At 35.0% G+C, this 14,710-nt stretch carries 18 protein-coding genes, 1 pseudogene and 1 riboswitch; of the genes and pseudogenes, 8 read left to right on the top strand and 11 right to left on the bottom strand.

What is annotated here, in order from left to right; translation table 11 throughout:
• Positions 1-287 precede the first annotated feature (287 nt).
• Positions 288-1,139, bottom strand: a complete 852-nt coding sequence (locus ACIQAA_RS23065; RefSeq protein WP_402624197.1) for a LysR family transcriptional regulator — start codon at positions 1,137-1,139, stop codon at positions 288-290.
• A 146-nt stretch (positions 1,140-1,285) separates the two neighbouring features.
• On the opposite strand from ACIQAA_RS23065, the gene ACIQAA_RS23060 reads away from it, so the two are divergent.
• Complete coding sequence (locus ACIQAA_RS23060; RefSeq protein WP_402624194.1) at positions 1,286-2,254, top strand: DMT family transporter; 969 nt, start codon at positions 1,286-1,288, stop codon at positions 2,252-2,254.
• A gap of 306 nt (positions 2,255-2,560) precedes the next feature.
• Here ACIQAA_RS23060 and ACIQAA_RS23055 read toward each other — a convergent pair whose 3' ends face one another.
• Entirely contained in the window at positions 2,561-3,118 is a 558-nt protein-coding gene (locus ACIQAA_RS23055) for a CBO0543 family protein (protein ID WP_402624193.1), read from the bottom strand.
• Between the two features lie 556 nt (positions 3,119-3,674).
• Between ACIQAA_RS23055 and ACIQAA_RS23050 the strand changes: the two genes are divergently transcribed.
• Positions 3,675-4,130 (top strand): LysR substrate-binding domain-containing protein, encoded by a 456-nt coding sequence (locus ACIQAA_RS23050; protein WP_402624190.1) that lies wholly within the window; start codon positions 3,675-3,677, stop codon positions 4,128-4,130.
• A 176-nt stretch (positions 4,131-4,306) separates the two neighbouring features.
• On the opposite strand, the gene ACIQAA_RS23045 is transcribed toward ACIQAA_RS23050, so the two are convergent.
• The 4 genes from ACIQAA_RS23045 to ACIQAA_RS23030 form a co-directional block, all read right to left on the bottom strand.
• The gene (locus ACIQAA_RS23045; RefSeq protein WP_402624188.1) at positions 4,307-4,822 is read right to left on the bottom strand and encodes a hypothetical protein; all 516 of its coding nucleotides are present in this window, start codon (positions 4,820-4,822) and stop codon (positions 4,307-4,309) included.
• Between the two features lie 155 nt (positions 4,823-4,977).
• Positions 4,978-5,571 (bottom strand): YdeI/OmpD-associated family protein, encoded by a 594-nt coding sequence (locus ACIQAA_RS23040; protein ID WP_402624186.1) that lies wholly within the window; start codon positions 5,569-5,571, stop codon positions 4,978-4,980.
• A 219-nt stretch (positions 5,572-5,790) separates the two neighbouring features.
• Positions 5,791-6,111, bottom strand: coding sequence for a hypothetical protein (locus ACIQAA_RS23035; protein WP_402624183.1), 321 nt, complete (start codon positions 6,109-6,111; stop codon positions 5,791-5,793).
• A 451-nt stretch (positions 6,112-6,562) separates the two neighbouring features.
• On the bottom strand, positions 6,563-6,853 hold the full coding sequence (locus ACIQAA_RS23030) for a DUF5316 domain-containing protein (RefSeq protein WP_402624181.1): 291 nt from the start codon (positions 6,851-6,853) through the stop codon (positions 6,563-6,565).
• A gap of 407 nt (positions 6,854-7,260) precedes the next feature.
• Between ACIQAA_RS23030 and ACIQAA_RS23025 the strand changes: the two genes are divergently transcribed.
• Positions 7,261-7,704, top strand: coding sequence for a cell wall hydrolase (locus ACIQAA_RS23025; protein WP_402624178.1), 444 nt, complete (start codon positions 7,261-7,263; stop codon positions 7,702-7,704).
• A gap of 58 nt (positions 7,705-7,762) precedes the next feature.
• Positions 7,763-7,906, top strand: a complete 144-nt coding sequence (locus ACIQAA_RS23020) for a hypothetical protein (RefSeq protein ID WP_402624176.1) — start codon at positions 7,763-7,765, stop codon at positions 7,904-7,906.
• A 510-nt stretch (positions 7,907-8,416) separates the two neighbouring features.
• Here the strand turns inward: ACIQAA_RS23020 and ACIQAA_RS23015 are convergent.
• Both ACIQAA_RS23015 and ACIQAA_RS23010 read right to left on the bottom strand, forming a co-directional pair.
• Positions 8,417-8,548 (bottom strand): annotated as a pseudogene (locus ACIQAA_RS23015) (DUF6366 family protein); the annotation flags it as partial.
• A 71-nt stretch (positions 8,549-8,619) separates the two neighbouring features.
• The gene (locus ACIQAA_RS23010) at positions 8,620-8,967 is read right to left on the bottom strand and encodes a hypothetical protein (protein WP_402624173.1); all 348 of its coding nucleotides are present in this window, start codon (positions 8,965-8,967) and stop codon (positions 8,620-8,622) included.
• Between the two features lie 202 nt (positions 8,968-9,169).
• A riboswitch (guanidine-I (ykkC/yxkD leader) is annotated at positions 9,170-9,267 on the top strand.
• Positions 9,268-9,333: 66 nt separating this feature from the next.
• On the opposite strand from ACIQAA_RS23010, the gene ACIQAA_RS23005 reads away from it, so the two are divergent.
• The gene (locus ACIQAA_RS23005) at positions 9,334-9,675 is read left to right on the top strand and encodes a DMT family transporter (RefSeq protein ID WP_402624172.1); all 342 of its coding nucleotides are present in this window, start codon (positions 9,334-9,336) and stop codon (positions 9,673-9,675) included.
• Positions 9,675-9,989: a DMT family transporter gene (locus ACIQAA_RS23000; RefSeq protein ID WP_402624169.1), complete on the top strand. Its 315-nt coding sequence runs from the start codon at positions 9,675-9,677 to the stop codon at positions 9,987-9,989. The genes ACIQAA_RS23005 and ACIQAA_RS23000 overlap by 1 nt, the downstream gene beginning before the upstream one ends.
• A 93-nt stretch (positions 9,990-10,082) precedes the next feature.
• Here the strand turns inward: ACIQAA_RS23000 and ACIQAA_RS22995 are convergent, their stop codons facing one another.
• On the bottom strand, positions 10,083-10,901 hold the full coding sequence (locus tag ACIQAA_RS22995; protein WP_402624168.1) for a purine-nucleoside phosphorylase: 819 nt from the start codon (positions 10,899-10,901) through the stop codon (positions 10,083-10,085).
• 370 nt (positions 10,902-11,271) lie between these two features.
• On the opposite strand from ACIQAA_RS22995, the gene ACIQAA_RS22990 reads away from it, so the two are divergent.
• Positions 11,272-12,363, top strand: coding sequence for an ROK family protein (locus ACIQAA_RS22990; RefSeq protein ID WP_402624165.1), 1,092 nt, complete (start codon positions 11,272-11,274; stop codon positions 12,361-12,363).
• A gap of 171 nt (positions 12,364-12,534) precedes the next feature.
• Positions 12,535-13,446: an EamA family transporter gene (locus ACIQAA_RS22985; protein ID WP_402624162.1), complete on the top strand. Its 912-nt coding sequence runs from the start codon at positions 12,535-12,537 to the stop codon at positions 13,444-13,446.
• Between the two features lie 84 nt (positions 13,447-13,530).
• Here ACIQAA_RS22985 and ACIQAA_RS22980 read toward each other — a convergent pair whose 3' ends face one another.
• Both ACIQAA_RS22980 and ACIQAA_RS22975 read right to left on the bottom strand, forming a co-directional pair.
• Positions 13,531-14,094: a GNAT family N-acetyltransferase gene (locus ACIQAA_RS22980; protein WP_402624160.1), complete on the bottom strand. Its 564-nt coding sequence runs from the start codon at positions 14,092-14,094 to the stop codon at positions 13,531-13,533.
• A 185-nt stretch (positions 14,095-14,279) separates the two neighbouring features.
• On the bottom strand, positions 14,280-14,600 hold the full coding sequence (locus ACIQAA_RS22975) for a hypothetical protein (RefSeq protein ID WP_402624158.1): 321 nt from the start codon (positions 14,598-14,600) through the stop codon (positions 14,280-14,282).
• Positions 14,601-14,710: the final 110 nt, after the last annotated feature.

Raw genomic sequence — 14,710 nt, 5'->3', positions numbered from 1 at the left:
TATTTATTATTCGTATTTTGAATGAAAGCGATATCGTAATGGTTATTTGTTGACAGATTCGCTGAACACGTCCAACTTAATAGTATTTAAAAATAATGGTCCATATCTTTTTAAACACCTGGAAAAACCCCCCCGATTATCCACCATTTAGCATAAAAAGTGACAGGCACCATCCATTTTGCTGGACGGTGCCTGTCACCTTAATCGTTGTTAAATGATACCATTCGTATGTGTGTGGAAAATTTAGGGATTTATTAAACATTCCTATTTTTTCAGTTATTCAATGCTTATTTATTCGTTTCAATTGTTTCGATGAATTTTTCAATGGTTGAAGTTAAGTACGTATCGGCTCTTCTTATAAAAACGGTTTTAATCTTACTGTATTGATCCGGAAGTGAATGACATTGGATGAGTCCACTTTGTTCCATATGGGTGACAGTTGACTTTGGAACAAATGTAATACCAAGACCCATCGCAACACTACGCAAGATAGTTTCTAATGTACCGAACTCCATTATTTTTTGAGGTGTTATGTTTTGGTCTTTATACCACGCTTTAAGACGTGCACGGTATCCACAACCCTCGCTAAAACATAAAATAGGCTGCCCATTTAACTCTTCTAATGTGGAGGCGCGCATATCGGAGATTAAGACAAGCTCCTCTTGAAACACTTCATGCGATACAAGATCGGGATGAAACTCTGATTCTGTCACAAACGCTCCGTCCAACTTATGATTTAATACTTCTTCCTCTAATGTTTCGGTGACTCCAGTAAATAGTGATAAATCAACATTCTTATATTTCTTAATGTACCTGGATAATATATCAGGTAAATGAATGACTGTTTCAATCGTTCCAATTTCTAATTTCCCATGCGGTTCCTCTTTATTTTGAACGGCTTTTTTCATTTCATCTGTTAACAATAATATTTTTTTACTATAAGTTAGGAGTTTCTTTCCTTCAGGTGTCAAACTCATACCACGGCGATGCCGGTTAAACAACGGGGTATTTAACTCAGTTTCGAGTTTTTGAATTCTCGAGGTAATATTGGATTGCACATATCTAAACTCTTTTGCCACTTCTGTGATTGTTCCTTTTTCCGCCACCATCTGAAAAATCTCTAAGTCCTTAAATTCCACTATTCCTCAACGCCTTTAACGTATTCATACTCATTATTATGATATCAAAAAAAATGATGGAAATCATTATAAACATTCATTTTACAAGATTACCAAAAAGATAGATGATAAATAAGTTATTTTTGGCGAAGGAGAGGTAATAGAAATTGAAAAACAATGTATTAGTAGGAGCTATATTATGTTTTATTGCTGCAGCTTCATGGGGAGCAATGTTTCCTGTCGCACATGCAGCTTTTAAATATATTGATCCTTTTTATTTTACAATCATTCGTTATGGAGCTGTAACACTTATCTTACTGCCAATACTGCTTTGGAAAGAAGGAAAGAAGGCTTTTCGATTGGAAGGAAAAGGTCTTAAGTTGTGGTTTTTTGGTACAATGGCGTTTACAGTCTATAATCTATTCATCTTCTGGGGAGAAGATTTATTAGGTGAATCAGGAGTGATGGTGGCCTCCATAATGGAGTCACTTATGCCTATGATTTCCATTGTGATTGTATGGGCGATTTTAAAAAAACGCCCCCATTTATTCACATTAATCTGTGTGCTCGTGTCATTTATAGGTGCCATGTTAGTGATTACGAAGGGTAATATTCAAGCATTTCTTGGTGCAACAGATCATATTATACCTTTCATACTCATATTAATGGCAGTTATTGGATGGGTGATTTACACGATGGGTGGTAGTGAGTTTAGCGGTTGGTCCGTTTTACGGTATTCTACATTAAGCTGTTTACTTGGAACAATTACTGCCGTTGTTCTTGTAGTAGGGGCAACGCTCTTCGGATATATATCACTTCCATTAGAAAGTAACATTAAAGCAGTAAGCCCGCATTTATTGTTTATGATTATATTCCCTGGCGTCATTGCGCTGCTTGGTTGGAATATCGGTGTGAGTATATTATCACCATTAAATGGACTGTTGTTCATTAACTTTGTTCCCGTTACAACACTTTTAATTTCGATTTTTCAAGGGAATCCTGTCACCATGTTTGATCTCTTTGGTACGGTATTTATCATCGTTTCACTTTTGGCTAATAATATTTTTGTACGGATGTTACAAAGGAAAGAATCTAATCATCATTTTCAAACATATTTACATCAACGTGCATCATAACGGAAAGTTTGGATATGCCAATTTGCTAATTAAACAAACTTAAAGAGACCAAGGCTTACACGGCTTTGGTCTTTTTGCGAATAGAGATGATATTTATCTCTGTAGTACCATATCTTTATATCTAATCATGTCTTTTTCAGTATTATTGCCTCTAAATTTTTCAAAATTACTTCCCTCTTCTATTGTCTATAATTGGCCATTAAATGAATTTCAAAACCGAAACTATGCAAAAAATACTTGCATAGTTTCGGCTCATTCATTATATCCCTTAACGTATTATAGCTGCCCTTTATTCAAACAAGGATGTTATTCTTTACCTTTCGAAATTGTCTCAATGGTTTTGAGCTTTTGTAGTATGGCTTTTACAAAAACGCCCAGTAAAATATAGGGTGGCACAGAGTATATGTGCTTCCACTTTAACAATTCATAAATCCCCAGCCATTGGAAAATTGTTTCCCCGACAAATGCAGCGAAAAATGAAAATATGATCAACCCTACTATGTATGTTTTCCACTTTGGGAACCACTGATAAAGCATCATATAAAAAAATGGCATCACAGAAAAATCAGCAACTGCCCATAAGTCTCTTTCTAAAGGTGTTAAGGTGAATGGATAAGTCCAAAAACCTAGTGAGGAACCAACTTGGTCTAATGTGAATGCAATACAAGATACAATGAGTCCAACCAAACTTATTTCTCTTATTCGAGTTTTATCTACCAATTTCCACCACAGGAAAAAAGGAATAATTACAGTAAAAATCATAATCCACCATTGATAAGTAAAAACAACTTCTTGAGTCCAGTAATCTAACCACAACTTTCGTAACTGTACATAGTGCTTTTCTATTTCTTGAAACTTATCCATGTCGCCTCCTTTCTATTTCAGTATGCTTCAACAAAATGAACTTATGTGAAGTTGGAGTTTTTTACTGTTCTTTCATTTTAGTTATTTTCACAATCTGAAGAGAGGACGTCAATATCACCTCTCCCTTCATGAAAGTTCACGCAAAATAAACAAGGAAAGCATTCTGTTCAACACAGAACACTTTCCTATTAGAGAGATTGTATAATGAATTTTTATTCCATTACCAGGCTTTTGGTTTCTCTTTACCCATAGAGTCAAATAATTGTGTAGATGATAAGGCATTGAATGGTAAGTTTACATTGTGTTTAAGCCCTTCGTTGTAAGCTGCTTTTAAGTCTTTAAGTAAAACAGCCAAGGCAGTGTCTACGGTCCACTCAGAAACATCACTCCAATTTCTAACTACCCAGCTATCACCAGTACTTACTTTTAATAAGTTTAATATCTCTTGTTCATTAAAGGGTTCAATAATCTGTACCCTGATATAAAACTAAATATCTTTGAAGATGATTCAAATAGTGTTAAACGGGATGTCAGAGACGGAATATAGGATTTTGGTGTGGTCATGCTGCCGGTGGATGAAAAGGAGTTTGATGTGACTCCCTTTGTTTATGAAGAACTGTCGCTTTTCGTCCATACTACCCATCCATTCGCACAAAGGGAAAAAGTTGAATTGAGAGAATTAAAAAATGAAAATTTTATATTATTTAACCAAGAACTTATTTATAACCTCATTATTCAAGAGTGCCTGCAAGCAGGTTTTCGTCCGAAAATTGCCTATGAAATTGCAGAGTGGGGTTTTATTAGTGAAATGATTGGCGAAAACATAGGCATTTCGATTTGTCCAAAACCCATCGCAAAAAAAATGAATCAAGATTTGATCAAAGTGATTTCCATTAAAAATCCTAGCATCCCTTGGAATTTAGGATTTATATCAAAAAAAAGAAAACATGCTTCACCTGCAGTACGTGAATTTATCCAGTATATTTCAGCACAATTACCTATTAAATTATAAAAAAAAAGATTCCAGGAAGAGGTATATGTATATAACGAATAAAAATTTCGTGGTTTTTGATTTGGTCAAGCCGGCAATAATTCCTCAAAAACAATATTTCAACAGCGAATTATCAATCTAATATAAAAACGCTCAGAATTGAATCTGAGCGTTTTTTGACTGACTTTAGAATTTACCTAATTATCCAAAGAACCCAAAAAGTCGTTAATCCGAATTAACATATCTTCTATTTTATGTTCTTCATTTAAATTCGCTTGCCCAGTCACTATTTCAACTTGTGATTTTTCACTGCCTTCTTTTTTGTACTGTAATACTACTGAGAAATTATAAATGATTTCTTTTGATTCCGTTTTCTCATATTCGATGTTTTTGACCTTTAGTTTGTAATCATTTCTCCTCGGTTCAATCATTAATGTTGAAGCGTAATTATTTACGAACTCCAGGTAAGACGCCTCATTTGCAAAATAATCTTTATACAGGTCTTCCTCATATTTTATTAAATCTCCAAACCCCTCACCTTCCAACATTCGATTCAATTCATCACTTGGGCCGTTTAGACTATTCTGTAATACAGCTTCAATGGTCCGTATATTTTCATCTTGAGTTTTCGTTCCTGTTTTTTCCGTACAGCTAACTAAAAAAAGCGAAGCGAATAAAACTGCTGCTAAAAATGTATACATTCTTTTTTTCAAAATAACTCTCCCCCTTAAAATGTTATAGCATAAATTTTCCAATTCCCTTCGCTTAAATAGGTAACTAGCTATATTGCAAACTACCTTAGAATCACAACACTTGCCCACGATTATGTAGTTATTTAATATTTTCCCGATAATAACCGAACGCGTTACTAATCATTTAATCCCTTTCCATCGAGAATCTGCTGCATATATTTTTCTACCCTGGACTCTCGAGTTTTGGATTGTTTGGCTTGCGAAAAATAAAGAATGTATGCTCTTTTCCGTCCAGGTGTTAATGCTTCAAAAGCAGTTTTCAAGGCAGGGATTTCAGCGAATTTATGTTGAAGTTCGTCAGGAATTATTAATTCTGTGCTCTTTTTAACATTCACATCCAAACCGGCTTTTTCCACTTCAATGGCTTCATAAATATAGTCTTTCAAAATGGGTTCCATCTCATCTATATCTCGAACATTGGTGAACCGAATCTGGCGTTGCGTCTGCGAATTCTCCCCAGGTTTGGTTAAAATCGCTTTTGTGTCCTTTAATAAGACACCTTTGAAAAACATAAGCGCACAATATTCTTTAAAATCTTGGATGATAACAATGTTACTTTCCTGAAACGTATAACATGGTTTGCGCCATTTCAATTCTTCTGTCAGCCCACAGTCAAGAATGATCGTCCTCAATTTTTCCATTTCTTCCTGCCACTTTTTTGCATTACTTAAAAATTCATCAACCTTTAGATTTATTCTACTATTTATCAAATAGGGACCCCTCTCTTTTCATTTCCAACCAATTGACAGTCAAGAATATGATTTTTAATTTTTTCAATCCTCTCTGTCATTTTTCCCCATTACTGAATATTCATCAGACTTTTGCCTAAATTGGAAGAGGTTACTCCAAACCCAAATGTATATTTAGTATTACCCTAAATAGATGAAGGAGTGAAATCAACAATAGCCTGCATTCACATGTATGAGAACTTACTTTGCAGTTCTTTCACGATTTAAAGTAAAAGTAAGTGCATTTAAAAAGATTGTTACGATAATAAGCACTGCTGAGGCGAATGCCACAGCACCTATTGTGTCCATAAGAGCAGACCAATCCTCAATTTTCACCAAATAATAGTTGTAGAAAATCTGAAAACATATCGCAATAGCGCAAGCACTGCTGCTTATGAAGGAAAGAACAACCCATTTCTTATTCTCCTGCTTTTTGTTTCGCAGAAGATTCACAACAGGAAGTACCCAAGCAATTAGTCCAAGCACGAGACTGCCTATGTTAAGCCAACCGAAATCAATCATATATTAATCTCCCTATTGAATTCCTTAAATTGAATTATCTTTAATTGACTTGAAATATTATTATTCCATTAACCTTCTTGATTAGTTAAAGCTCCTTCTCTTTATTTCCAGGCTTTAGGGAATTTATTTATACACACGTAAAAATTTTACAGAGTGGATCACAACAAACTAAAAGACACAGCGATTTGAATTACTGTGCCTTTAATTGGCTTTTACTTTTTCCTGCAAAAAATGCGGAGGATAATAGAAAGATGGTTCCTAACCCAACTCCAACTATCATTGAATAGTCAAAAGTATTCTTTAATGCTAATCCACCAGCAATAAATGCCATAAATAGGAACAAAAACATTACTGTAAAATTCTTTTTTATATTTCTCCACTCCCTTTACGATTAATATACAATTAACTCTTGGTCCATAACGAAAGATTTATTTAACTGTTTTTCATTAATCTATTTCATTAGAAAAAAGCAAACCGCTGCAATTAATAAATTAGGTAATCCTATTAACAATATAGAATTAGTTTGTGAAAATCTTTGTTTTCTATCTTCTTTTGATTCAGATTGTAGATTTCTACCTAACCTATCCCCATCCAAGAATGCTCCAGATAACAAAGCACCTAATATCAGTGAGATAATTCCGACAGCCCCTGTTATTTTATAAAATAAAGTGTAATTGCTTGAAAACATAGAAATTAAAAAAGCGATCACCACGATACTAAGTCCGATAATTAAATTCTTCATAATTAACACGTCCCTATGTGTTTTTTGTAAAATTCCAATTAGTTACATTTTTATTATAACATTTCCAAAATTTTATAAATACAGAATTCCTTCATAACTTCGTTAAAAACCGGCCCGTTTGCACAACAAGCAAAGATACGAAAAATGTCAGTTTACTATCTTTGTAGAAGCATTATCTACAGTAAGTATTTATAGTCATTAACGTTAACAAACATAGTCCTTTCTGGGTCTGTGGGGATGATAGGCTTGTCTGCCTGATAAAACAACTGCTTCAGCCTTTCAAGATGAATCTTACCCATAGTGTTTCTGGCAATTAATTGGATGTCTGTTTTGGCAGTATTCTTATTATATAAACAATGACATGAATGTAGGCTTTTTTTCATACTATATTTTGGGGAGGTGATGAAATGCCAAGAGTAAGGGCTAGAAGTCATGAAGTAGATGAAATGGCAAGAATGATGAGAGCGGAAGCAGAAGGCGAAGGACAGCAAGGAATGTTATATGTTGGAAATGTAATAATAAATCGTGTTGTAGCACAATGCTTAGATTTCAAAGATGTAACCACTATTCATGATGTAATATTTCAAATACAAGGAGGAAATTATTCTTTTGAAGCAGTGCAAAAAGGGAATGTATTTTATCAAAGATCAAGAGCTTCTGAAAGAAGATTAGCACAACAAAATATAAATAGTTGGAGAGATCATCCTGCGAAATATGCTCTTTGGTATTTTAATCCAACGGCGCCAGGGTGTCCTCCTACATGGTACGATCAACCTCATACTGGTCAATTTAAAGAACATTGTTTTTATGAACCAATATCTGGAACATGTGATAGTGTTTATAGAGGTTAAGCTTACTCTTTGAGTAAGCTTTTTTTAGTTGGACATATTATCCGTAGGAGGTGATAAGGTGGCTGACAAAAAGAAAACTTCCAAACCTATAGAAACAGATAGTAAATTAGATAAATACGAAAACGATCGACATAATGATAATGCTAGGGCAGCAGCGGAACTTGAATCGAATATCCCAAGAATCAATACAGATAATCTTTAACAGTAAGTATATTATGCAAACAGATAGCATACTAAATAACAAATTAATACTTCCTATCAACGCTTGGATCTAAACCCAAGCGTTATTAATTGGAAAATAATAGCTAAACTTCCCAATAATAAAATAATGCCTTTTGATTTAGATAAAGGTGTTTTAATTAGGAAAATCATTATTTATATTTTTGAAGCCTTTTTTCACACCGAACTCACTTATCCCAAAAAACAAAATGAGAAATTGTAATAAATACTCTGCAAACGAATTTAATGTTAGTCCCCACACAGAAAATGTAATTCCTACTATTAAAACTGCAATAAAACCAATAATCGTAAAACTCACACATACAAAAATAAATCGAAATAACCCCACTAGTTTAGAACAGCTCCTCATTTGTTCTCACTACATTTGCCAGCATAATGATTTTCCTTTTTACAAAAGATTATTCGTACTTTTTTTAAACTAACTTGCCCGTAATTCGAATAAGAAAAGGATGCTTTTTTACATCCGCTACTTTTAGAAGATTGAAGCAATTATCACTCCAATTATGATTACTAGAATCAGAATACCCGTACCTTTCCAACCTAAACTGCCTGCTAAATCTGCAAGTCCGCCACTATTTGCTCTATTAAAAGCATCGTTTAGACTGCAGTTAAACCATCCTGCCTAGTAGTGAAAAGGAAAAAAGAGCCGCAGTTCCGACTCTTTGTTACCCTCTTTCACCAAACATTTATCTGGTTTTCAATCCGAAGCATCGCAGCCTCTTGTCCATTTAAGCTTTCCTTTTTTAATGAAATCTCTAACGAATTATCGTTATCAAATGTAAGGATGATATTTTGGCCACTGTTTACATTAAATTTTTTTACTTGGTGATTAATAAAAGAACACAAAGCATCTCTGTACCCTACAGTCTCACTTTCATAGACATTGCCATCGACTTGTAAAAGTGGAAATGTATAAAAAGTTAGGGTTCCAGTGGTCTGTTCTCCTTCAAAATAAAACTGTAAATAATCTCTAATAAAAATCACTGAACAGACTTCTGCATTTTCTAAGTTTTTAAAATGCATATAAAAACCCTCCCTGTTTTATTTTTATACGATATTACTTTACCTAAGTTTAATGGATTATTTTTCTAAAGTCTGTGGATATTCTGTTACCGAAAACATAAATCATTTAGTACCAGAAACACGCTGCCTATGCGCTCGTCTTCCATATTTTACGCTTGAAAAATATTTAAATATGTATATAATCTAGGGTAATTGTATATACGTAAATGTTTTCTAGGGTTCCGCAGCCATTGGGCTGGTCTGGTCCGAGAGAAAACTCACAGCTCTGCTGTGTCACGGAAGGATAAAAGCCTGGGAGATACTGTTTAACAGTGATCTCTCAGGCTTTTTTTGTATTTAATTAATTATTAATGGAGGTAATAGATAATGAATGCGAATTGGATGAAAGTGTTTATTGGGGCATTTTTTGAAGTATTTTGGGTGATTGGTCTAAAACATGCAAATGGCTTTTGGTCTTGGACAGGAACCGTGGTCTCAATTATTGTAAGTTTCTATTTAATTATAATGGCTGGCCGGAAACTTCCCGTCGGTACGGTATATGCCGTTTTTGTAGGATTGGGGACAGCAGGAACCGTCCTGTCAGAAATCATATTCTTTGGAGAATCCATCAAGGTGGAAAAGATTATGTTAATTTTACTTTTACTAGCCGGTGTTCTTGGATTGAAATTATTAACAAAAGATGATACTCAAGAAGGAGCTGAGTCCTAATGGCGTGGATATCATTAATCTTAGCAGGATTATTTGAAGCATTTGGTGTTGTAACAATAAATAAATTGAATAACAGGCGTAATTGGCAATCCTTATTACTATTAATTCTCGGGTTTGGAGCTAGTTTTCTTTTTCTTGCCTACGCAATGAACACTCTGCCAATGGGGACGGCTTATGCAATATGGACAGGAATTGGCTCAGCCGGTGGTGCACTATTAGGAATTTTGATTTACGGCGAATCAAAAGATTGGAGAAGGATTGGATGTATTGCCTTAATTTTAGGTGCAGCCATTGGGCTAAAACTTGTTGCTTAAATTCCTGATAGATTTTTACCAAGTACCTATCGTGTATATCTTCAGCTGACTTTTTATCATGATAATAAAAAGTCAGCATGAAAATATATGTTATTACATTCTTATAATGGTTTCCTTAACTAGTTTAATAAATTTCTCTCTTACCATAGCAGCCACTTCAATGACTTCATCATGACTTAATGGTTGATCGAGAATCCCACATGCCATATTGGTTAAACAGGAAATACCAAGAACTTTCATACCTCCATGAATCGCTACAATCGCCTCTGGGACAGTTGACATCCCAACAGCATCCGCTCCTAATGTGCGAATCATACGGATCTCAGCTGGAGTTTCGTAAGCTGGTCCGCTCCACCAAGCATAAACTCCCTGTTGTAAGGTGATGTTTTGTTCTTTTGCAACATTAGCCGCAATATTTCGTAATTCACGATTATATACTTGAGAAACATCAGGGAAACGGGTTCCTAATTCATTATTATTTGGCCCAATCAATGGATTTGTACCGACTAAATTGATATGATCCGTGATTAACATTAAATCTCCTGGGTTGAAGCTTGTATTGATTGCACCACATGCATTGGTGATGAGTAGATTCTCTACACCCAGTGCCTTCATTACCCGTACTGGAAAAGTAACTTCATCTAACGTAAATCCTTCATAATAATGAAAACGTCCCTTCATCGCCACTACGGTTTTTCCCATTAATTCCCCAATTACTAATTCGTTTGCATGGCCGATTGCTTCAGATTTTGCAAAGTGAGGAATCTCGCTATAAGGAATGGTGACAGGGTTCGTGATTTCATCTGCAAGCTTTCCTAATCCTGATCCTAAAATCATCCCAATTGTTGGATGATTGCCAGTCTTACTCATGATGAAATCTCTAGCTTCTAATATATCTTGCATTTTATGCATAAGAAAAATCTCCTTTTTTCATAACAATTTATAAAGAAAGTTTAATAGATTTTGATACAAATGTAAATCACTAAAAATCATTTTGAAAAAAAGGTTATAAAAATTATCTTCTAATAAATTATTAATCACTTTTTATTAGGCTTCTTTTTTTCAAAAACAGAAGAAAGTTCGTTATATTACCTTCTCCTTTATGAATGAATCAGCTAAAATATAAAATAACCCTTATTCATTTTGGAGGAAGTATATGTTAAAGCAATTTGAAGGCTTACCATCACCTAAAATAAAAAGCCTAAAACTTTTATATAGCCTAGTTCGTAAGTTAGGACCAGTCAGGATTAATACACTGACAGAAATAACCGGATACAAACATGTGACATGTACACGTTTACTGGACGAGCTTGTTCAGGGAGGACTGATCTACGATAGTGGTATTGGGGAATCTAGCGGAGGACGTAAACCACTGATGTATGTCATCAAGCCTGACCCTTATTATGTAATTGGTGTAGAAATCACCAACTTATACACCACCGTACTGCTCCTGGATTTAAACTTAGATATCGTAGACGTAGAAAAATTAAGAATGGATTCACAATGCACAGGAGAGTACACATTAAATTTTGTATCCCGATGTGCCGAGGAGCTAATATCTAAACACAACATACAAAGAGAGAAATTGCTGGGAATGGGAATTGGGGTTCTTGATCCCATTGATATAGTAACTGGGGCTATCAGAAAGCCAAACCTTTTTCCTGCAGGGGGCTGGGATAATCTTAACATCGTTGATTATTTACAACAAAAAAATCATACACATGTATTCATAGAAAACGGAACAAATCTGGCAGCATTAGCTGAATACCGTAAAAACTATTGGAAACAAACAGATAATTTAGTTTTTGTCTCAAGTGATATGGGAATTCGTTGCGGTACCATCTTACAAGGTAGATTGGTTCGTACTAACATGGAGATGGATGATGCCATGGGACATATGGTAGTGGATCTACACGGACGGCGTTGCTCATGCGGATCGTATGGTTGTCTACAAGCTTATAGCAGCTTACCAGCAATCCGTAACGAAGTGGTCCGTCGGCTGAAGCGTGGACATGTTTCCTACCTTCAAGATAAGGTTAATGATGTGGAAGATATCGATTTTCATCATATTTTACATGCTCTAGAGCAAGAAGACCCTCTTTGTCTTGAGGTAGTGAAGGATGCAGCTTATTATTTTGGCATCGGCCTTAGCAACCTGATTTTCCTTTTGCGACCGGATATTGTTGTCTGTGGAGGAACACTGGTGCCGAAACCTCTTTTTTACGAAGAGGTCTCTGAAACTGCACAGAATCGACTCATGCACTATCCAAAAAGTCATGTTCAGATTATCAAATCAACTGCTGCCTACAACATCGTATCACAGGGTGCTGGATGTATGGTCCTGGATTATTTCACGGAAGAAATCCTGCCATGAAAAGTTATTGATTGACATTCATGATGAATCATTTTACAATAAACAAAGTAAATTGAATCAAAACAAAAAAATTTTTGTTAGTGGACTTTTCTAGAGACATCTCTATTTTCGCCACACAGCTACTATAGCTGTGTGGCTTTTTATGTTTTATAGAATGAAAGGGGTATAAAAATGAAAACTTGGCATTACGCACTACTTGTTTTACTCGGGGGATGCAGTTACGGTGCATTATCCACGTTTGTAAAGTTAGCTTATTCTGCTGGTTTTACTAGCGCAGCGGTAACAGGAAGTCAATTCTTAATGGGGACTCTTTTAATCTGGATCGTCGCTCTCTTTTCGAAAAAGAAAAAACTGACACTGCCGAAAATAGGCAAATTACTTTTATCGGGAATTCCGCTTGGTTTAACGAGTCTATTTTATTATCAATCACTACAATCACTTAACGCTTCGCTTGCGATTATCTTTTTATTTCAATTTGTCTGGATTGGCAGCGTATTTGAATGGGTTTTTTATAAAAGGAAACCCAGCATGGGGAAGGTTGTTTCGATAGCTATTTTGGTGATTGGTTCCATATTTGCTTCAGGAATTATTGCCGAAGGCAGCGGAGGCATGACATGGCAAGGTACGGTGTGGGGAATGCTTTCCGCACTAACCTATACCACTTTTATCTTTCTTAGCAGTAGTGTGGAGAAAGATACACCGGTTGTGCAAAAAAGTGCTCTATTTACCACTGGGGGCATGATTACCGTTTTCCTACTAAGTCCGCCAACGGAGTTACTACAATTATCGGTCTTGATGGAAATTGCACCGTACGGTTTTTATCTTGGTTTATTAGGGGTGGTCTTGCCACCAATCCTATTTACCATCGGTATGCCACATATCGGACCAGGTCTTGGGACCATTTTAACATCCGCTGAACTTCCGATTGCTGTTATTCTATCAGCGCTAGTCTTAACCGAACACGTAAGTATGTCCCAATGGCTCGGAGTTGTTTTAATATTAGGCGGAATTATAGCGGGTAATCTGAAGATATCTAAAACGAAAATAAAGTCTTCTTATTTGGAAAGGGAATCTACCTTATAAGAATTGTATTACGGGGGTGGGGAGATGCCTTTGCGGGTCTCCCCTCCCTTTTTAATTTACATATATTTTTCGAACCAGGATGTATTAAGTATTTACTTTTAAATCAAATTCTTTCCTTAACAATGAATACATATATAAATCATCAAATTTACCACAGGTAAACTCATAATTTCTTAAAAGTCCTTCTCTCACAAATCCTTGCTTTTCTACCAACCTCTGTGATGATAGATTAGGTGGTTCAATTAATGCTTCTATCCGTTGTAAGTTCAATTGTTCAAAACCGTATTGGTATACAGCTTTAAGACCCTCACTTGCAATCCCTTGTCCCCAATAATCCTTACTCAGTTCAAAGCCAATTTCAGAACGATCATGCTTTGGAACCCTATTAAGAAATCCACAACTGCCAATTACCTCGTTTTGATTTTTTATGGTAATCCCCCATCGAATTCCTGTATTCTTTTCAAATATTGATTTATACCATGAAATTTCATCTAAAGCTTCATTGATTGAGTCAAATGGTTCTAACCCATAGTACTCCATAACTTCTTTATCAGATAAATACTTCAAAACACTTTCCGCATCATCTGTATTTACTTGCCTTAAAATCAATCTATCTGTTTCAAGGACCGGAAATGTACTTAATTTCATTACAATTTTCATCTCCCAAGTTTTCTTAGTAATCTATTCTGGTCTTTTTAAAAGTAGATAGACTCATGGCATTTTATGTATAGTTTTATGATAAATATTATCATTTTACTATTACTATTTGTTGTGTTGATTAGAACCGCACCCATTGGCATATGTATAGTTGAAATGCGGTATATCTTTCTCATTTAGCAAGTTAATAATTTTTCTTTTGTAACAATACGCCATCCATTTCCTATAAGTTTATCTATATAGTCATTGATACTAATTTCCTCTAATTCGATTGCAAGTGGATGTAGAGATACAAAGCATTCATTTTTCTCATAATTTATCGTAACTTTTACAACCTCATATCCATTATGAATTCTAGAGTCAAATCCGGGATCATCAATAATATCGCCTTTAACAGGGCGAATCGTTGATTCAAATGTTTTCATTACTATTCCAGCTCTATTATTTTCTTTTGATTCTTTTGAAGATGTTAGAAAAATGATCATTTTGATTTTCATACTTTGTCTCCCTTAATTTGTGAGTTACCGTATTTTCATCTCGGTTATTACTGCCCATTCCTACTTTAACTTCAATAAAAAAGGGCGCTTCACCTTCTTAAAAAGCACTT

This window comes from Neobacillus sp. NPDC093182 (genome assembly GCF_044754045.1).
The sequence above is the reverse complement of the archived record's forward strand: the minus strand, read 5'-3'. Positions and strand labels throughout refer to the sequence as shown.